We start from the raw sequence: 17,171 nt of genomic DNA on the forward strand, positions 1-17,171 counted from the left end.
ACAGACCGAGGGCCCCTCACCCGATCCGGGTGAGGGGCCCTCGCCGGTCAATCGAGCAGGAGGTCGCGGAGCTGCTCCAGTTGGAGGGTCGCCGCGCGCAGCCCGATGCCGGTGAAGAACACGTCGTCCTCCACCGCGTAGGCCCGCCCTTCGGCCACCGCGGCGAGCCGCTCCCAGAGCGGCCCGGCCACCACGGCGGCCGCGCCGGAGTCGGACTCCGATCCGTAGGAGGAGTAGAGGACGACGTCGGCGTCGGCCTGCGTGACCTCCTCGGCGGACAGCTCCGCGAAGGTCGGCGTCCGGCTGGTCGGCAGCTGCAACTGGTCCAGCCCGATGTCGGCGAGCACGGTGCCGATGAAGGAGTCCGCGGTGTAGACGCGGATGGTCCCCTCCACGAAGCGCACGGCGCTCACCGTCACGCCGTCGGCCGCGCCGAGCTCCTCGCCGAGGGCGGCGGCGTCCGCGCGGTAGGCGTCGAGCGCCTCCTGCGCCTCGTCCTCGAGCCCGAGCGCCTCGGCGTCGAGCAGGAAGTTCTCCGCCCAGACCGCGCCGACGCGCTCGGTGAACACGGTGGGCGCGATCTGCGAGAGCTGTTCGTAGATGTCCTCGTGCCGCACCTTGTTGGACAGGATCAGGTCCGGCTCCAGCGCGGCGATCGCCTCGAGGTTGGGCTCGGCGATCGTGCCGACGACCTCGACGCCCTCGGCGTCCTCGGCCAGGTAGCTCAGGAAGTCCTCGGAGACCGCCGTCGTGACCGCCCCCACGGGCGTCACCCCGAGCGACAGGACGGTGTCGAGCTCCCCGGTGTCCAGGACGACGACCCGCTCGGGTCGCTCCGGGATCTCGGTGCTGCCCATCGCGTGCTCCACGATCCGCGGGAAGCCCTCGTCGGCAGCGGCAGCGCCGCCCGCGTCCGGGGACTCCTCACCACCGTCACCGCACGCGCTGAGCGCCAGGACCGCTGCTGCGGTCATCGCGACGGTGCGCAGGATCCGCCTGGCCATCCGCTCTCCTCGTCTCGGGCGTCCCTCGGGACGCACCTCTGGTCCTCGCCGCCGGCCGTGTGCAACACTGCCGAGAGCCAGGTGAGGCTAGCCTAAGTCGCGAGACCGTCTGCACCTGCCGAACCTGGGAGCCGCCATGACCGTCGAGACCGTGCAGGTCCCCGCCTACCGCACCTTCCCGGTCCAGGTGTCCCGGCTGCAGCGGCTGAGCCCGAGCTTCCTGCGGGTCACCTTCACCGGCCCGGAGCTGGACGATTTCGCGTCCAACGGCTGGGACCAGCGGATCAAGGTCATGCTGCCGCTGCCCGGACGCGGCCTCGACGACTGCCCGTCCGGCCCCGACTGGTACGGCGACTGGCGGGCACTCCCGGCCGAGCGGCAGATGCCGATCCGCACGTACACGGTCCGGGCCGCCCGCCCCGAGCAGCACGAGGTCGACGTCGACTTCGTCCTGCACGGCGCCACCGGCCCGGCCTCGGCGTGGGCGGAGTCGGCGGCGGTCGGCGACGAGGTCGTCCTCGTCGGGCCGAACGCTCGCTTCGCCGGCCCGACCGGCGGCTTCGAGTGGCATCCCCCGGTGGACGCCTCCTGCCTGCTGATCGCCGGCGACGAGACGGCGGTGCCGGCCATCTGCATGATCGTCGAGTCCCTGCCCGCCGGGCAGCGGGCCCGTGTCCTGCTCGAGGTGCCCGAGGCCGGGGACGTGCTGGACGTCGCCGCGCCCGCGGGCGTCGAGGTCACCTGGCTGCCCCGCAGCTCCGGCGACGGCGTCCCGGCCGCCCGCGGAGCCCGGCTCGCCGCCGCCGTCATCGAGGCCGCGGCCGAGCTCGCCGACGACCTGGCGCCGAGCCCGGCGGTCGAGCTCGAGGACGTCGACATCGACAGCGCCATCCTCTGGGAGGTCCCCACCGAGGCCGCCGCCCCGGCCCGGTCCTCGGGCGTCTACGCCTGGCTGGCCGGCGAGGCCGCGGTGGTCAAGGGGCTGCGCCGCCACCTGGTGCAGGAGCTCGGCGTCGACCGGCGTTCGGTGGCCTTCATGGGCTACTGGCGCGAGGGCCGCGCGAGCTGATCCTCGGTTTGACACCCTGACAGCAGCCGGTGTCACATGGAGGCATGCCTACTCCCGACGTCGTCGCCATGGACGGCCTCAGCATGATCGGGACCGTCGGCTTCTTCGTGCCGGCGGCACTGCTCGTCGCGATCGTCGTGGGAGCCGTCGTCCGCGACCGCCGGCTGAGCGCCCGCGAGGCCGCCGAGGAGGCGACCCGCGAGGCCATGGCCCGCGAGGCACTGCCCGAGCGGGACAGCCCTACTCGTCCCCGAGCTGACTGAGCGCGGCCTCGACCGCCGCGGCGACCTCTGCCGCCATCTCGGTCCGGAACGCCGCCAGCACCGCCTGCGCGGCCACCGGCTGGAGCCTGGTGACCGTCGCGAGGATCTCCGCGCGCCGCTCCGCAGGAGCGCCGGCGTCCACGAACTCCCGCCAGCGAGTGTCGACGAACATCTGCACGTAGGTGCGGGCGAGCGCCCGCACGTGCTCGTTGACCTGCGTCTGCGCGGCGATCAGCGCCGACGGCGGCACGCCCAGCGCGACCACCTGCAGCCCGGCCATCAGCAGCGCCGGGTCGAGCACGCGCAACCGGCCGTCGTCCTGCCGCTCCACCAGGCCCAGCTCCACGAGTTGGTCGACCACCTCGGGCTGCTCGGGCACGCCGGCGCGGGCGGCGAGCTCCTCGCCGGTGGTGAGCTCCGGCTCCGGCGGGAGCCAGGGGGCCAGCAGGGCGCGGTGCAGCGCCAGCGTCGCCGAGCTCGCCGTGGGCGGGGCGCTGGACAGGGTCCGCTCGATCATCGCCAGCGAGTAGCCCTCGGCGAGCATCTCGCGGACCAGCAGCAGCCGGGCGACGTGCTCGCGCCCGTAGTACCCGGTGCGGCCCACCATCCGTGGCGGCGGCAGCAGACCCCGGGCGGCGTAGGCGCGGACGTTGCGCACGGTCAGGCCAACGCGAGCGGCCAGCTCGTCGACGGTCAGGTCGCTCTCGTCCGACTCGCCGGCCGGATCGACCTGTGCTGTGCTCACCGCCACCTCCTTCCCGTCGTGACCCCACGGTAAGCCGCTCGTTCTATCTATCAGTTGTCGATGTCACCGTGATGGGTGTTCCATAGCCCCATGCCTCGAGGGGATGCCATGCCGCTAGACGTGCCGCTGGACGTGCCGCCCGATGTGCTGCCCCTGGCTGCCGAAACTCGTCCGGCGGGCGGCGCCGCCATCGGCGAGGTGCTGCTCGCTACCGCCATCGGCGTCGGTCTCACCGTGCTCCTGCTCGCCCTGGTCTACCTGCACCGCACCCGGCGCACCACCGTCCTGACCCGGATCGGCGACCGGCTCGGGTCGGCGACGGGCGTGCCCGCCTGGGTGGCGGTGCCCACCGTCCTGACGACGATCTCGCTGCTCACCGCGCTGCTCGGGATGCTCTGGGACATCAGCCTGCACATCGGCGTCGGCCGCGACGAGGGCCCGCTGGCCAACCCGGCGCACTTCCTCATCCTGTTCGGGCTGTTCGGCGTCTTCGCCGGCGGCGTGCTGGCCTGCGCCATGCCGCTGGACGAGAAGCCCGGCCCGGCCGCCGTCCACTTCCTGCGCGGCTGGGACGTCCCGGTGGGCGGCATCATCCTCACCGCGGCCGGCTTCTACGCCCTGCTCGGCTTCCCGCTCGACGACGTCTGGCACCGCATGTTCGGCCAGGACGTCACCCTGTGGGGCCCGACCCACCTGATGCTCATCGGCGGCGCCGGCCTGTCCATCATCGGCCTGCTGCTCCTGGAGCAGGAGGGCCACGGCGGCCTGTCCACCGACGACGGCGACCGCAAGGTCGGCCAGACCGCCCGCTTCATCCGGCAGGCCTCCGCCATGGGCGGGCTGCTGCTGGGCATGTCGGTGTTCCAGGGCGAGTACGACTTCGACGTCCCGCAGTTCCGGCTGGTGCTCGAGCCGCTCATGATCGCCGGCGCCGCCGGCATCGCGCTGGTGGCCGCCCGGCTGTTCATGGGCCGCGGCGGCGCGCTGGCCGCGGCCGCGTTCTTCCTGGTGATCCGCGGGGTGATCTCGCTGATCGTCGGGCCCGGGTTCGACGAGATCATGCCGAGCTTCCCGCTGTACCTCGGCTCGGCGATCGTCGTGGAGCTGCTCGCCCTGTCTGTTCCGCTCGTCCGGAAGCCGCTGGCCTTCGGCGCCGTCGCCGGTGTGCTCGTCGGCACGGTCGGGCACGCCACCGAGTGGGGCTGGACGCAGTTCACCCAGACGCTCTCCTGGAACAGCGACATCCTCGTAGAGGGCACGCTCATGGCCGTCGCCGGCGGCGTCACCGGCGGCCTGCTCGGCGCGCTGCTCGCCACGGGCCTGCGCCGTCGGCTGCCCCGTCCGGCCGTCGCGCGCAGCGTCCTCGTCGGCTCGCTCGTCGTGCTGGCCGCCGCCGTCGCCAACGGGCTGATCGCGACGGTTCCCGACGACGTGCAGGCGACCTTCGACATCGAGGACGTCGAGACCGACCCGCGCACCGCGAACATCACCGTGCAACTCGACCCCGCCGACGCCGTGGACGACCCCGCGTGGGTGCAGATCACCGCCTGGCAGGGGGACGGCCTGGTCGTCACCGAGCTCGAGCGGACCGGGGAGGGCGAGTACCGGACGACCGAGCCGGTTCCGCTGCACGGCACCTGGAAGACCCTGCTGCGCCTCCACGACGGCCGCGTCCTCACCGCCGTCCCCATCTACCTGCCCGCCGACGAGGCGATCGGCGAGGAGGAGCTCCCGGCCGAGGACGGCATGACCCGCGCGGCGATCCCCGAGGTCGAGATCCTGCAGCGCGAGCTGAAGGACGCCACCGGCAGCCTGTGGACGATCTCCAACCTGGTCGTGCTCGCCTGCACCCTGGCGCTCATCGCGACCATCTCGTGGGGCGTCGGCCGGTACTCCCGGCGGGCCGGCGTGCGGGACCCGTACGCCGACACGTCCGCCGAGGGCCTCCCGGAGGGCGCGCCCGCACCTGTCGACGACCCGGCGCACGGGGCGGTGCGCCGATGACCGCCCGGCGCACCCTCGCCGCCTTGTTGCTGCCCCTCCCCCTCGTCCTGGCCGGCTGCGCCGGCACGGAGGCCTCCGAGTCGGGGGCGACCAGCACCCCGGAGCGCTCGTCGGACAGCACCTCACCCGACAGCACCTCGACCGACCGCGGCTCCGCGGAGACCAGCGCTCCCGCGCCGAGCTCCGCGGCGACGGCGTTCGAGGTGCAGGTGACGGGTGGGCAGCCGACCGGGGACACCGGCCGCGTGCTCGTCCCGCTGGGGAACCGGGTGACGGTCACCATCACCAGCGACGCCCCCGACGAGGCGCACCTGCACGGGTACGACGTCCTGGTGGACCTCGAGCCGGGCACCCCCGCGGAGCTGGCCTTCGACGCGACGGTGCCCGGGGTGTTCGAGCTGGAGCTGCACGACGCGGGGACGGTGCTGCAGACGCTGCAGGTCGGATGACGGTCCTGGCGCACGGGGTCGGGTCGCGCACGGACCTCCCGATCCCGCTCGGTCTGGCCCTGTACGGAGCCGGCGCGGCGATCCTGATCAGCTTCGCGGTGCTGCTGCTGTTCTGGCGGACGCCGAAGCTGGGCGGCCCGGAGTCCGGCCGGCCGCTGCCGCCCGCGCTGCAACGCGTCCTGGACGGCGCTCCCCTGCGTCGCGGGCTGCAGGCGGTCGCGCTCGGCTGCCTGCTCCTGGTGGTCGCCGCCGCGCTGGCCGGCCCGCCGGAGACGGCGCGCAACCTCGGCCCCTGGGCGCTGTACGTGACGTTCTGGGTCGGCCTGGTCCCGGTCAGCCTGCTGTTCGGACCGGTCTGGCGGGTGGCCAACCCCCTGCGGCTGGTGCACCGCCTGCTCCGCGGCGTGGTGCCGGCGGCCCCGGGTGCTCGGCAGCTGCCGGCCCTGGGCCTGTGGCCGGCGGCGGTGTCGCTGGTGGTCTTCCTGTGGTTCGAGCTGGTCCACCCCGATCGGGCGGAGCCGGGGACCGTGGCCGGCTTCCTGATCGGCTACGCGGTCGTGCAGACGGCGCTGGCGCTCTGGTTCGGCGAGGGCTGGTTCGCCCGCGGTGATGGCTTCGAGGTCTACTCCGTCCTCATCGCGCGACTGTCGCCCTGGGACCGCCGCAGCGACGGGCGGCTGGTGGTGCGCAACCCGCTGGTCAACGCACTGAACACCCCGGAGGTCCCGGGGCTGGCCGCCGTCGTCGTCGTGCTGCTCGGCTCCACGGGGTTCGACGGGATCACCCGCACCGTGTGGTGGCAGACCGGCCCCGGCGCCGCGAACGACGCGTTCTCCGGCACCGTCGGGCTGCTGGCGTCGATCGCGCTGGTCGCCGGGCTGTACCTCCTCGGCACCCGGCTCTCCGGCCGGCTGGCCGGCCAGCCACCGGGGGTGCAGCCGGCGCGGTACGCCGCGACGGTCATCCCGATCGCCCTGGGTTACACGGTCGCCCACTACTTCAGCCTGCTGATGCTGGACGGGCAGACGACCTGGATCCTGCTCAGCAACCCGTTCGGGATGTCGGGCGTGGACCTGTTCGGCACCTACGACAACGTCGTCGACCTCACGGCGGTCAGCCCCGACACCATCGCCTACGTGCAGGTGGGTGCGGTGATCGCCGGGCACGTGGCCGGGGTGACGCTGGCCCACGAACGGGCGCTGCTCTCGGCCCGCCACGCTCGCGCGTCGGACCAGCTGCCGCTGGTCGTGGTCATGGTGCTGTTCACCGTGGGCGGCCTGGGTCTGCTCTTCGGTTTCTGACCCCCGTCCCTCCGGGTGAGGTCGGCTTCAGTCCGCCGGCGGATCGGCCGATGGGAGGGAAGCCCCTCCGGGCGCCCTCGGGGTCCACCGCCCCGACCAGCGGAAGGACCGTTCCGTGATCGCAGTGACCTGCCGCAACGGCGAGCTCTACTCGATCGACCCGAACACCATCGAGCGGATCGAGACCGTGCCCGACACGGTGATCCACACGGTCCACGGCCGCACCTACGCCGTCGCGGCCCCCGTCGACGAGGTCGTCCGCATCATCCGCGACCACCACGCCGCCCTGCTGGTGGTCCAGAAGCGGCTGGCCGGAGGCACCGCCCAGATCGCCGACCACGCCTCGGACGTGCGTACGTCCACGCTGCGGGTGGAGCGGCGGGCCCGAAGCCGGGACGGCGACCACCCGGGCTCCCCGGCCGACCGCCGGCCGGCGTCCACCGACGCGGGCGACCCAGCCCGGGACTGACCGCTCCTACCGGATCGCCCGTTCCTGCCGCAGCGCAGCCAGCAGCGCGTCGGCGACCGCACCGGGTGAGCCGGTGCCGGGAACCGCAGCGCCCGGCTCGTCCGGGCCCAACGGCTCGAGCAGGGCCAGCTGGCTGTCCAGCAGCGACGACGGCATGTAGTGGCCGGTGCGTTGCTCGATCCGCTCGCGGAGGACCGCGGCGTCCGCGGTCACGTGGGCGAACCAGACCGACGGGCGCCCGTCCCGCAGCACGTCCCGGAAGCTGCGCTTGAGCGCCGAGCAGGTGACGACGGCCGACCGTCCGGCCGCCTCGTGCTCCCCGATCCACGCCGAGAGCGACCGCAGCCACGGCCACCTGTCCTCGTCGTCCAGCGGCCGGCCGGCGGCCATCTTCTCGACATTGGCCCGCGGGTGGAAGTCGTCGCCCTCGGCGAACGGCCACCCGAGCCGGGCGACCAGCTCGGCGGCGACGGTGGACTTGCCCGAGCCGGACACCCCCATGACGACGATGGTGGTGCTCCCCGGCTCGACCTGCATGGACCGACCGTAGGGCGTCGAGCACCGCGGTACCGGCCGGGGACCCTCAGCCGGCCGAGAGGGCGGCGAGCACCTCGGGCCACGCGGTGCTGCGCGGGTCGATGACGGCGAAGTGCCCGCCCTCGACGGTGACCAGCTTCACCGCGGGGTGGGTGGCGGCGTAGGACTGCGCGAGGGCGAGCGGGACGAGCTCGTCGTCGGCACCGTGCACGACCGTCACGGGGACCCCGGGCGCCGGCCGCCGCACCGGGTCGAGGTCCGGACGGTCCGCGGCCGGCCGACCCAGGAAGGCGGCGACGGCGTCCCCGTCGAGGGCCAGCGCCTCGGCGAGACCGAGGTCGGCCACCGGCGCCAGCGCGACCACCCCGGCCATCGCCGGAGCACGGGGATCGGCGGCGGCGTGGAGCACCAGGTGGCCGCCGGCGGAGTGCCCGGCCAGGAGGAGGCGCCCGTCGCAGCGCCCGGCGAGCGCACCGGCGCCGGCCAGCATCCCGAGCGCCGCGACGACGTCGTCGATCGTGTCGTCGGGCCGTCCGGGGGTGCGGCGGTACTCGATGGCCGCCGTCGTGAGACCTGCCGCGGCCAGCGCGTCGGTCAGCGGACGCAGGTGCACCCGGTCGTAGGCCGGACGCCAGAACCCGCCGTGGACCACGACCACGAGGGGGCGCTCCGCTGCCTCGCCACGACCGAACCGGACGTCGACGACGGCGTCCGGGTGCGTGCCGTACCGGAGGACGAGGTCGGGGCCGGGGGCGGGCAGGTCCAGCACCGAGCGGTCCTCGCCGGAGGGGGTCACGCGGTCAGGGTCGCACCGACACGTGGATGGCGCCCTCGCCCTCGGCGAGCACCTGCAGCGCCTCGTCGGCGGCGTCGATCGAGAACGCGTGGGTGTGCATCCGCTCCAGCGGGAACCGACGCGACTCGAGCACGGAGATCGCGCGGCGGAAGTTGCGGGCGTGCACGCCGAGCACGCCCTTCAGCGTGATCGAGCGGCCGAGGACGGCGTCGGTCGAGAACTCCGGCACCGGCCTGCCCTTGATCCCGGCGAGGACGACGGTGCCCCCGCGGCGGACGGCGTTCACGGCGTCGACCGCGGTCTGCGTCGCGTGGCCGGCGGTGTCGACGACGACGTCGGCCAGGCGGCCGGCGGTGAGCTCCCGCACCGTCTCCACCACGTCCTGCTCGTCGGCGGCGATCGCGTGGTCGGCGCCGAACTCCAACGCCAGGTCCAGCTTGTGCCGGGCGGCGGCGAGGTCGGTGACGATCACCGTCCCGGCGCCGGCCGTGCGTGCGGCGACCACGGAGGCGAGGCCCCGCTGGCCGGAGCCCAGGATGACCACGGTGTCGCCGATGCCGACGCCACCGGCGTCGACGACCCAGTCGAAGCCCGCGCCCATGGCGTTCCAGAGCGAGGCGAGCTCCAGGGGCAGCTCGGGGTCGATCTCGTGCACGAGGGCCCGCGGGCCGAGGTGCAGGTACTCGGCGTAGCCGCCCCACAGGCCCGAGCCGCGCTGGATGTCGCGGGCGCCGTGCATGCCGCGGACCGTCTGGCAGCTGAGGTACTCCCCGTCGAGGCACTGGGCGCACGTGCCGCACGGCGTCGAGGGCTCGACCGCGACCCGCGATCCGACGCCGACCCGCCACCGCTTCGCCGCCGCCGGGCCGATCTGCTCGATGACGCCGACCGCCTCGTGGCCGGGGATGTACTCGTACGGGATGCCCCAGCTGCCGTTCCAGGCGTCCAGGTCGCTGCCGCACAGCCCGCAGGCCTCGACCCGCAGGAGCGCCTCGTCGTCGGCGATGGCCGGCAGCGGGAGTTCGCGGACCTCGAAGGTACCGGGCGAGGTCAGGACGGCGGCGCGTGCGGTGCGGCTCACGGGGGCTCCTCGGGCGGTCGGCTCGGGACTTTTCCGGCACGCTATCTGATAGCTTCCGCTCTCAGATAGCCCTTCGGAGAGACGGAGTCGCCGTGCCCAGCGAGCCCAGGATCCCGCCGGTCAGTCCGCAGGACTGCGACCCCGATGTGCAGCGCCTGCTCGAGCGGGTGCCGAAGACCGCCGACGGCGAGCCGATGCGGGTGTTCTCCACGCTGGCGCACCACGGACCGCTGTTCGGCGCCTGGCTGCCCTTCGGCGGCCAGCTGCTCTCCTCGGGCCGGCTCTCGCACCGCGACCGCGAGCTGCTGATCCTGCGCAGCGCCTGGCTGTGCCGGGCGGAGTACGAGTGGGGCCACCACGTCCCGCTCGCGCAGCGGGCCGGGCTGACCGAGGAGCAGGTCGCCGCGGTGGCGGCCGGTCCCACGGATCCGTCCTGGGACGCCGACGACGCCCTGCTGCTCACCGCCGTCGACGAGCTGCACGCCGACTCCCGCGTCAGCCAGGCCACCTACGAGGCGCTGAGCCGGCGCTTCGACACCGCCGAGGTCATCGAGCTGCTCATGGTCGTCGGGCAGTACCACATGCTCGGCTTCGTCCTGAACAGCGCGGGGACCCAGCTCGAGCCCGGGTTCTCCGGCTTCCCGGAGTAGCCGCCGGTGCGCGCCGACGCCGCGCGGAACCGGCAGACCCTGCTGGTCGCCGCCCGGCAGCTGTTCGTCGAGCAGGGCGTGGACGTGCCGCTGGACGTCGTCGCCCGGGCGGCCGGCGTCGGGACGGCGACCCTGTACCGGCGCTTCCCCGACCGTGCGTCGCTGCTGTCGGCGGTCGCCCAGCTCAGCCTGGCCGAGTGCCGGGCCGTGGCGGAGGCGGGACTGCGCTCGCTCGAGGAGACGACCGCAGCCGCCGACGCCGAGCAGGCCTGGCAGGACCTGCTGCAGGCCGTCGTCCGCGACTGGGTCGGCCCGTACCTGCTGACGCTGGTGCGCAGTACCGCGCTGCTGGACGACCCGGCGCTCGACGAGGCGCGGCGCGGCACGCTCGGCGCCATCGACCGATTGGTCGACGCCCTGCGTGCCCGCGGCGTGCTGCGCGGCGACGTCACCTCCTTCGAGGTGTGGAGCCTGCTGCTCGCCGTCGCCCGCCCGCTGCCCGGCGTCCCGGGCTCGCACGCCGCGCCGCTGGTGCAGCGGCACCTGCAGGTCGTCGTGGCGGGCCTCCGGCCCACCGGCGCCGCCCTGAGCGGGGTGCCGGTCACCCAGCGGGACGCGGAGGCCGCCGCCACCCGGCTCGCGGCGGGTCCGGTCGAGGGGCAGGCCGCCGCGGCGCGCTGAGCCCCAGCGGTCGCTGCGCTCAGCCGTCGCTGCGCAGCACGTCCAGCGCGGGGCCGTACATGCGCGCCTTGATCGTGCCCAGCGTCTCCCCCGCCTTGCCGGCGAGGCCGGTGGCGATCTCCACCGCCGTGCTCCGGACCGCGTCCTCGGCCACCGCCTGGTCGACGATGCCGGCGGCCGCGGCCTCCTCGCCGCCGTAGCGGCGGCCGGTGGTCATGGCGACGTGCGCCGTCTGCGGAGCCAGCCGCCCCTGGATGAGCGCCGACATCCCAGGAGTGAAGGGGATCTGGATGTCGACCTCGGGCAGGCACCAGAAGCCGCGGTCGGCACGCATGACCCGGACGTCGTGCGCCAGGGTCAGCATGGCGCCGGCGGCGAAGGCGTGTCCCTGGATCGCGGCGACGGTCGGCACCGGCAGGGCCAGGACGCGGGCGAAGAGCCGGTGGACGCTCGCGACGTACGCGGCGTTCTCGTCCGCGTGGGCCGACAGCCAGTCGAGGTCCAGGCCGTTGGAGAAGAACTTGCCCGTGGCTGTGGTGACCAGTGCGCGCGACCCCTCGGCCCGCTCGACCTCCTCGAGGGCGGCGTCGACCGCGGCCAGCCAGTCCGGGTGGAAGCGGTTCTCCGAGTTCCCGAGGTCGAGGACGAAGACGTCGCCGGAGCGGTCGAGCGTGGGCATGCGGGGTTCCTTCCGGGGAGGGCGCGGCGGGCCGGTCCCCGCTGATCATGCCGTCCCGGCCTCCGGGGGTCTGCGCCAGACCGAGACGTGGCTCTCGCTGTCGCCCGTGAAGGGGCTGCCGTGCCAGTCGGCCAGCCGCTGCTCGAACTCCAGCCCGGCGAGCCGGGCCATCAGGTCGCACTCGGCCGGCCAGATGTAGCGGAAGCGACTGGCCTGGTAGGTGACCGTGCCGTCGGCCAGGCGCGAGTAGTGGTGCGAGGTGCCCTGCTGGCTCACCAGGTCCAGGGTGTCGAACCCGACGTGCCTCCTGCCGACGTGGAAGGGCACCGCGGACTGGCCGGGCGGGAAGCGGCGCAGCGCCGGGACACCGAGTTCGACGACGAAGCGCCCGCCCGGCGTGAGGTGCCGCGCGGCGTTGCGGAAGCAGGCCACCTGCTCGTCCTGCGTGCGGAGGTTCCCGATGCTGTTCCAGACGACGTAGACCAGCGCGTACTCCCCGGCTGCCGTGCTGGTCGCCATGTCGCCGACGACGACGGGCACGCCGGCCCGCTTCCGGTGCAGCACCTCGACCATCGCCGGGGAGAGCTCGATCCCGGTGACCGGCACGCCGCGGTCGATCAGCGGCAGCGCGACCCGGCCGGTGCCGATCGCGAACTCGAGCGCCGGACCGCCGTCGGCCAGCCCGGCCAGGAGGTCGACCGCCGGGTCGAGCACCTCCGGCGCGTACATGTGCGCCGCGGCGTCGTCGTAGGCCGCCGCCGTCGCCTCGTCCCAGAGGTCGCTGCTGCTCATCCGGGCATGGTGGCCGCAGCCGGCGAACCGGGCGTACCATTTCCGGCAACCTCAGACGGTCAGAACTGCCACTCCCAGCCGCCGGTCGCGCCGGGCGGGCTGTAGACCACGGTCCCCGAGCCGACGGGAACGTCGAGCACCAGCCAGCCCCGGTACTCCACCCCCGCCGGGAACCGCATGTTGGGGACGAACACCTCCGGATCCAGGCAGTCCGACGCGTTGCTGTCCTCGGTCGTGATCGAGGTCCCGTCCGGGGCGAGGACGGAGAACCGCTCCTCGGTGAAGGACATCGGCACCCGCGGATCGAGGTCGGGCGTCGTCAGCACCGACATCTCGAGGGCGACGAAACGGCCGTTCACCGGAACTTCCTCGGACTCGCACTCCGGGTCGACGACGATCTGCTCGACGCGGATCGCCGCCTGCGGCGCGGCCCCCGGGGCGCCCCCGGGGCGGACGCCGGCGAGCTCGCCCAGTTGCCTGGGCACGTTGCCGCGTTCGTTGCGCTGCGCCTCGAGGTCGGACAGCAGCGGCGCCGCCTCGCCGGTCGACGCCGCCGGGGTGCCCTCCGCGGGCGGGGTGGGCGTCGGAGCAGCGGCGTCGGCGTCCTCCCCGGAGCCGCAGGCGGCCACCGTCACGGCGATCGCCGCCAGCGCGGGGAGGAGCGATCGGCGCATGGCCGATGACGGTACCCGCAGGAGGACCGGGGACCGGGATGGCGGAGCCGTGCGCGCCGGGAGCACGGACAGCGGAACGAGTCAGGCCGCCCTCCCCGGAGGGAGGACGGCCTGATCGACGGGTGGAGCTGAGGGGACTCGAACCCCTGACCCCCACACTGCCAGTGTGGTGCGCTACCAGCTGCGCCACAGCCCCGTACCCGGCCCGGTCTGGTGTGCCCGAGCCGCAGGCAACTGTACAGCCCCGATCGAGCCGGACGTCGCAGGGGTGGGCGGCGCGGCTGTGGGTCAGCCCTCCTTCAGCTGGGCGATACGGACGTTGTTGCCGAACGGGTCGCGCAGGCCGAAGTCGATGCCGTAGTCCCAGTCCTCGGGCTCCTCGGAGAGCTCGACCCCCTTGGCCTTGAGCTCGGCGTACGTCCTGTAGGCGTCCTCGCAGGCGAAGAACAGGGTTCCGCCAGCGGCGCCCTTGGTCAGCATCGCGCGGACCTCGGCGGCGGTCTCCTCGCTCATGGCCGGCGGCCCCGGCCGCTCGAGCAGGATCTTCTGGTCGGTGCCGGGGACGCGGACCGTGAGCCACCGCATGAAGCCCAGGTCGGCGTCGGTGTCGACCTCGAGTCCGAGCTTGCCCACGTAGAAGTCGAGCGCCTGGTCCTGGTCGAGGACGTAGATGCCGGAGATGTTCAGACGAGTGATCATGACCGGAACGCTAGGAGCGCTCACCCCCTCGATGCTTCTCCGAAACTGCTCGGTCGCAGCCAGGCCATCGCGAAGCAGGACGGCACCGGCGGCAGCGGCCCCCGGCTCCGGTAGACGCTCGGCGGCTCCCCGACGATCTCCCGGAACACCCGGCTGAACGTGCCCAGGCCGGAGAAGCCGACGTCCATGCAGATGTCGGTCACGCTGCGGTCGCCCGACCGCAGCAGGACCATCGCGCGCTCGACCCGCCGTCGCTGCAGGTACCGATTCGGCGTCTCCCCGAACGTGGCCCGGAAGGTGCGGATGAAGTGCGCCTCCGACACGAGCGCGACGCGCGCCAGGGTCGCGATGTCGAGCGGTTCGGCGTAGCGCCGGTCCATCTCGTCCCGGGCACGCAGCAGCCGACGGTTGGACTCCTCGACCGCCCGGCTCACGGAGGCGACCCTAGGGAACGACGGGCTCCCAGGGGCCAGAGCCGGTCCTGCTTCAGATGGAGACGCCGCGCTCGCGCAGCCAGGTCACCGGGTTGACCCGCTTGCCGTCCAGCCCGCCCTTGTGCACCTCGAAGTGCAGGTGCGGCCCGGTCGACTGGCCGCGGTTGCCCAGCAGCGCGATCGTCTCGCCGGCGTCCACGTACTGCCCCGGCTTGACCAGGATCTTGTCCATGTGGCCGTAGACGGTGACGTCGCCGTTGGCGTGCAGGATGTAGACGGCCAGCCCGAAGCCCGACGCCGAGCCGGCCCGGAGCACCACCCCGTCGACGGCCGCGTACTCGGGCGTGTGCATGGGCGCGGCCAGGTCGATGCCGTAGTGGAAGCTGCCCCACCGGCTCCCGTAACCGCTGGTCAGCCGCGCACCGGCGACCGGCAGCACCGCCTTCGGCCGCGCGGCCTCCGCGGCGGCTGCCTCCGCCTCCGCGGCCGCCTCGGCCCGAGCCGCCCGCGAGGCCGCGACCTCGTGCAGCCGGGCCTCCGCCTCGGCCACCGTCACCGACGCCTGGGGCAGCACCTCCAACTGCTCCTCGGCGCCCAACATCTGCTGCTGCGCCACCAGCACCGACGTGCCCGCCGTCGCCCCCGCTGCGCCCGGGAGGCTCAGCGTGGCCGCCGCCAGGCCGCCGGCCAGCAGGGCACCGAGGAGCACGCCCGGGCTGCGCCGCACCCGCGGGGTCGCCGCGCGCCGCGAGTGCCTGGCGGCGGCGCGCCGACCGGTGGCGGGGCCCACCGCGACCAGGAGGTCGGTCGGGGTCTCGGAGCCCATCCGTGGGTGCATGCAGGTGCCCGTTCGCAAGTGGGGGATGCCGGTTCACGCGGCCCCGCAATCGAAACATTGCGTGACGGATTCGTGACCAGACGCACGGCGCGTTGCCCGTGACACGCCGAGCGCGGCGCCTCACCCACCCCACTCGTCACACACGTTACCTACACGGCTGTCATTCAGCGCGGCCGCGCCGTCCGGCGCGCTGCCCCGGTGTGACCCTCGACCCACTGCAGCCGGCTCCGGTTTGGACGGGCCCCGGCCAGGCAATGAAGCGCTCTCAGGCGTGAAAACACCCGCGCCGGCCGAACGCCAGCGTCTCGGTTGCGACAGGGACACATCGGCGCCGGAAACGTTGCGCGGCTGGTGCCGCGCCCGTGTACTGCTCGACACCACCGGTCCGACTCGGGTCGGCCGCCGGAGTCGGCAGCACGGACGCGACGAGGGAGGGGTGTGATGACGCAGGTCGAGGTACTCCTGTCCTCCACCGGGGCCGCCCCGCCGGCCAACGTCGTGGCCCATCCCCTCACGCAGAGCTCGCTCGGCCGGTACGGCGACCAGCTCTCCGTGCCCACCTACGACCGCGCCGCCCTCACCCCGGCCGTCGTCCACTTCAGCGTGGGCGGCTTCCACCGCGCCCACCAGCTCCTGTACTTCGACGAGGTCGCCGAGCGGCGGATCAGCAGCGGCTGGGGCGTGGTCGGCGTCGGCCTGCACAGCCGCACGATGAAGGACGCGCTCGCCCCCCAGGACCACCTGTACACGGTGGTGGAGCGCAGCCCCGACGGCGAGCGGGCCCGCGTCGTCGGCGTGATGGTCGACTACCACTTCGCCCCCGACGACCCGGCCCGCGTCCTCGACCTGCTCACCGACGAGCGCACCCGCATGGTGTCGTTGACGATCACCGGCAGCGGCTACCGTCTCTCCCCGTCGACCCGAACGTTCGACGCCGACGACGTCGACATCCAGGCCGACCTGCGCTCCCCCGCGACCCCCCGGACGGTGTTCGGCTACCTCGTGGAGGCGCTCGACCGGCGCCGTCGCGCGGGGCTCGCCCCGTTCACCGTCGTCTCCTGCGACAACATGCACCGCAACGGCGACGCCGCCCGCGACGCGGTGGTCGGCTTCGCGCGGCTCCGCGACGAGGTGCTGGCGCGCTGGATCAGCGACCGGGTGGCCTTCCCGAGCAGCATGGTCGACCGGATCACCCCGCACACCCCGCCCGGCGAGCGGGAGGCGGTGGCCCGCCGCTACGGCGTCGACGACCGCTGGCCGGTCATCACCGAGCCGTTCTCGCAGTGGGTCATCGAGGACACGTTCTGCAACGGCCGCCCACCGCTGGACGAGGTCGGCGTGCGCTTCGTGCCCGATGTCGCGGCCTACGAGCTGATGAAGACCCGGCTGCTCAACGCCAGCCACTGCGCGCTCGGCTACCTGGGCTCGCTCGCCGGCCTGCGCTCCCTCGACGAGGTCATGGCCGAGCCGGTCTTCGCCCGGTACGTCGAGCGGATGATGGACGACGAGGTCACCCCGCTGCTGCCCGAGCCGCCCGGCATCGACCTCGCCGACTACAAGCGGACGCTCCTGCAACGCTTCGCCAACCCGGCGATCTCCGACGGGCTGCCCCGGCTGTGCCGGCGCGGCTCGACGAAGATGCCGCACCACCTGCTGCCCTCGCTGCACGAGGCGCTGGCCTCCGGCCGCCCGCACCGGCTGCTCACCCTCGGCCTGGCCGGCTGGCTGCGCTATCTCCGGGGCACCGACGAGCGGGGCGGTCCGCTGGTGATCGACGACCCGCACGCGGAGCTGCTGCGGGCCCGCGCCCGCGCCGGCGGCGACGATCCGCGGCCGCTGCTCGACCTGCGGTCGATCTTCGGCGGCCTGGGCGACGACGCGGCGTTCGTCGCCGCCCTGCGCGAGGCGCTCGTCCGCCTCGACCGCGACGGCGTCCGCGCCACCCTCGCCGCCGCGACCGCCGCCCCGTTGCACTGACCCCGCCCACCCGACCCCCGAACGGAGAC

Annotated in this window: 20 protein-coding genes and 1 tRNA gene; 9 read left to right on the plus strand and 12 right to left on the minus strand. The window is 74.0% G+C overall.

Translation table 11 applies throughout. The features are described 5' to 3' along the window. Window positions 1–47: 47 nt before the first annotated feature. Entirely contained in the window at window positions 48–1,004 is a 957-nt protein-coding gene (locus A6V29_RS00555) for an ABC transporter substrate-binding protein (protein WP_137158466.1), read from the minus strand. Window positions 1,005–1,140: 136 nt separating this feature from the next. Here A6V29_RS00555 and A6V29_RS00560 point away from each other — a divergent pair, with 136 nt between their 5' ends. Both A6V29_RS00560 and A6V29_RS00565 read left to right on the plus strand, forming a co-directional pair. Then, window positions 1,141–2,073, plus strand: a complete 933-nt coding sequence (locus A6V29_RS00560; protein ID WP_137158467.1) for a siderophore-interacting protein — start codon at window positions 1,141–1,143, stop codon at window positions 2,071–2,073. 44 nt (window positions 2,074–2,117) lie between these two features. Continuing rightward, complete coding sequence (locus A6V29_RS00565) at window positions 2,118–2,336, plus strand: hypothetical protein (protein WP_137158468.1); 219 nt, start codon at window positions 2,118–2,120, stop codon at window positions 2,334–2,336. Here A6V29_RS00565 and A6V29_RS00570 read toward each other — a convergent pair. Then, window positions 2,314–3,081 (minus strand): MerR family transcriptional regulator, encoded by a 768-nt coding sequence (locus tag A6V29_RS00570; RefSeq protein ID WP_137158469.1) that lies wholly within the window; start codon window positions 3,079–3,081, stop codon window positions 2,314–2,316. The two genes, A6V29_RS00565 and A6V29_RS00570, sit on opposite strands and share 23 nt — an antisense overlap. A gap of 90 nt (window positions 3,082–3,171) precedes the next feature. Between A6V29_RS00570 and A6V29_RS00575 the strand changes: the two genes are divergently transcribed. From A6V29_RS00575 to A6V29_RS00590, 4 genes are all read left to right on the plus strand, one after another. Beyond that, entirely contained in the window at window positions 3,172–5,085 is a 1,914-nt protein-coding gene (locus tag A6V29_RS00575; protein WP_212718893.1) for a hypothetical protein, read from the plus strand. Beyond that, a complete protein-coding gene (locus tag A6V29_RS00580; RefSeq protein ID WP_137158470.1) occupies window positions 5,082–5,534 on the plus strand; it encodes a cupredoxin domain-containing protein in 453 nt (150 codons plus the stop codon). Before A6V29_RS00575 ends, A6V29_RS00580 begins: the two co-directional genes overlap by 4 nt. Beyond that, window positions 5,531–6,835, plus strand: coding sequence for a hypothetical protein (locus A6V29_RS00585; protein WP_137158471.1), 1,305 nt, complete (start codon window positions 5,531–5,533; stop codon window positions 6,833–6,835). The genes A6V29_RS00580 and A6V29_RS00585 overlap by 4 nt, the downstream gene beginning before the upstream one ends. A gap of 115 nt (window positions 6,836–6,950) precedes the next feature. Further along, on the plus strand, window positions 6,951–7,304 hold the full coding sequence (locus A6V29_RS00590; protein ID WP_137158472.1) for a flagellar FlbD family protein: 354 nt from the start codon (window positions 6,951–6,953) through the stop codon (window positions 7,302–7,304). A 6-nt stretch (window positions 7,305–7,310) separates the two neighbouring features. On the opposite strand, the gene A6V29_RS00595 is transcribed toward A6V29_RS00590, so the two are convergent. The 3 genes from A6V29_RS00595 to A6V29_RS00605 are packed head-to-tail and all read right to left on the minus strand — an operon-like array spanning window position 7,311 to window position 9,718. Beyond that, window positions 7,311–7,841 carry a gluconokinase gene (locus A6V29_RS00595; protein WP_137158473.1) on the minus strand — a complete coding sequence of 177 codons (531 nt, stop codon included), beginning with the start codon at window positions 7,839–7,841 and terminating at the stop codon, window positions 7,311–7,313. A gap of 46 nt (window positions 7,842–7,887) precedes the next feature. Continuing rightward, window positions 7,888–8,637: an alpha/beta hydrolase gene (locus A6V29_RS00600; protein WP_137158474.1), complete on the minus strand. Its 750-nt coding sequence runs from the start codon at window positions 8,635–8,637 to the stop codon at window positions 7,888–7,890. A gap of 4 nt (window positions 8,638–8,641) precedes the next feature. Further along, the gene (locus tag A6V29_RS00605; protein ID WP_137158475.1) at window positions 8,642–9,718 is read right to left on the minus strand and encodes a zinc-dependent alcohol dehydrogenase; all 1,077 of its coding nucleotides are present in this window, start codon (window positions 9,716–9,718) and stop codon (window positions 8,642–8,644) included. Window positions 9,719–9,810: 92 nt separating this feature from the next. Here A6V29_RS00605 and A6V29_RS00610 point away from each other — a divergent pair, with 92 nt between their 5' ends. Together A6V29_RS00610 and A6V29_RS00615 are read left to right on the plus strand one after the other, a co-directional pair. Continuing rightward, entirely contained in the window at window positions 9,811–10,368 is a 558-nt protein-coding gene (locus A6V29_RS00610; protein ID WP_137158476.1) for a carboxymuconolactone decarboxylase family protein, read from the plus strand. A gap of 6 nt (window positions 10,369–10,374) precedes the next feature. Further along, window positions 10,375–11,049: a TetR/AcrR family transcriptional regulator gene (locus A6V29_RS00615; RefSeq protein ID WP_137158477.1), complete on the plus strand. Its 675-nt coding sequence runs from the start codon at window positions 10,375–10,377 to the stop codon at window positions 11,047–11,049. Between the two features lie 19 nt (window positions 11,050–11,068). Here the strand turns inward: A6V29_RS00615 and A6V29_RS00620 are convergent, their stop codons facing one another. The 7 genes from A6V29_RS00620 to A6V29_RS00650 all read right to left on the minus strand — a co-directional run bounded on the left by A6V29_RS00620 (window position 11,069) and on the right by A6V29_RS00650 (window position 15,153). Then, window positions 11,069–11,728 (minus strand): enoyl-CoA hydratase-related protein, encoded by a 660-nt coding sequence (locus A6V29_RS00620; protein WP_137158478.1) that lies wholly within the window; start codon window positions 11,726–11,728, stop codon window positions 11,069–11,071. Window positions 11,729–11,773: 45 nt separating this feature from the next. Next, on the minus strand, window positions 11,774–12,520 hold the full coding sequence (locus tag A6V29_RS00625; RefSeq protein WP_137158479.1) for a class I SAM-dependent DNA methyltransferase: 747 nt from the start codon (window positions 12,518–12,520) through the stop codon (window positions 11,774–11,776). A 59-nt stretch (window positions 12,521–12,579) separates the two neighbouring features. Further along, window positions 12,580–13,194, minus strand: a complete 615-nt coding sequence (locus tag A6V29_RS00630) for a hypothetical protein (protein ID WP_137158480.1) — start codon at window positions 13,192–13,194, stop codon at window positions 12,580–12,582. 123 nt (window positions 13,195–13,317) lie between these two features. Beyond that, a tRNA-Ala gene (locus A6V29_RS00635) sits at window positions 13,318–13,390 on the minus strand. Window positions 13,391–13,482: 92 nt separating this feature from the next. Continuing rightward, on the minus strand, window positions 13,483–13,893 hold the full coding sequence (locus A6V29_RS00640; protein WP_137158481.1) for a VOC family protein: 411 nt from the start codon (window positions 13,891–13,893) through the stop codon (window positions 13,483–13,485). 20 nt (window positions 13,894–13,913) lie between these two features. Continuing rightward, the gene (locus tag A6V29_RS00645) at window positions 13,914–14,327 is read right to left on the minus strand and encodes a helix-turn-helix domain-containing protein (protein WP_137158482.1); all 414 of its coding nucleotides are present in this window, start codon (window positions 14,325–14,327) and stop codon (window positions 13,914–13,916) included. Between the two features lie 52 nt (window positions 14,328–14,379). Next, window positions 14,380–15,153: a M23 family metallopeptidase gene (locus A6V29_RS00650; protein WP_249932896.1), complete on the minus strand. Its 774-nt coding sequence runs from the start codon at window positions 15,151–15,153 to the stop codon at window positions 14,380–14,382. A gap of 453 nt (window positions 15,154–15,606) precedes the next feature. On the opposite strand from A6V29_RS00650, the gene A6V29_RS00655 reads away from it, so the two are divergent. Beyond that, complete coding sequence (locus A6V29_RS00655) at window positions 15,607–17,142, plus strand: mannitol dehydrogenase family protein (protein WP_137158484.1); 1,536 nt, start codon at window positions 15,607–15,609, stop codon at window positions 17,140–17,142. Window positions 17,143–17,171: the final 29 nt, after the last annotated feature.

Origin of the sequence: Blastococcus sp. CCUG 61487 (genome assembly GCF_005222955.1) — a bacterium.
In the GTDB taxonomy this organism is placed as follows: Bacteria; Actinomycetota; Actinomycetes; order Mycobacteriales; family Geodermatophilaceae; genus Blastococcus.

Excerpts from the sequence above, each read along its gene's own strand:
- A6V29_RS00585 (WP_137158471.1), top strand. The coding sequence starts at position 5,531 with ATGACGGTCCTGGCGCACGGGGTCGGGTCGCGCACGGACCTCCCGATC.
- A6V29_RS00640 (WP_137158481.1), bottom strand. The coding sequence starts at position 13,893 with ATGATCACTCGTCTGAACATCTCCGGCATCTACGTCCTCGACCAGGAC.
- A6V29_RS00625 (WP_137158479.1), bottom strand. The coding sequence starts at position 12,520 with ATGAGCAGCAGCGACCTCTGGGACGAGGCGACGGCGGCGGCCTACGAC.
- A6V29_RS00565 (WP_137158468.1), top strand. The coding sequence starts at position 2,118 with ATGCCTACTCCCGACGTCGTCGCCATGGACGGCCTCAGCATGATCGGG.
- A6V29_RS00620 (WP_137158478.1), bottom strand. The coding sequence starts at position 11,728 with ATGCCCACGCTCGACCGCTCCGGCGACGTCTTCGTCCTCGACCTCGGG.
- A6V29_RS00630 (WP_137158480.1), bottom strand. The coding sequence starts at position 13,194 with ATGCGCCGATCGCTCCTCCCCGCGCTGGCGGCGATCGCCGTGACGGTG.
- A6V29_RS00580 (WP_137158470.1), top strand. The coding sequence starts at position 5,082 with ATGACCGCCCGGCGCACCCTCGCCGCCTTGTTGCTGCCCCTCCCCCTC.
- A6V29_RS00655 (WP_137158484.1), top strand. The coding sequence starts at position 15,607 with ATGACGCAGGTCGAGGTACTCCTGTCCTCCACCGGGGCCGCCCCGCCG.
- A6V29_RS00595 (WP_137158473.1), bottom strand. The coding sequence starts at position 7,841 with ATGCAGGTCGAGCCGGGGAGCACCACCATCGTCGTCATGGGGGTGTCC.
- A6V29_RS00650 (WP_249932896.1), bottom strand. The coding sequence starts at position 15,153 with ATGGGCTCCGAGACCCCGACCGACCTCCTGGTCGCGGTGGGCCCCGCC.
- A6V29_RS00555 (WP_137158466.1), bottom strand. The coding sequence starts at position 1,004 with ATGGCCAGGCGGATCCTGCGCACCGTCGCGATGACCGCAGCAGCGGTC.
- A6V29_RS00575 (WP_212718893.1), top strand. The coding sequence starts at position 3,172 with ATGCCTCGAGGGGATGCCATGCCGCTAGACGTGCCGCTGGACGTGCCG.
- A6V29_RS00560 (WP_137158467.1), top strand. The coding sequence starts at position 1,141 with ATGACCGTCGAGACCGTGCAGGTCCCCGCCTACCGCACCTTCCCGGTC.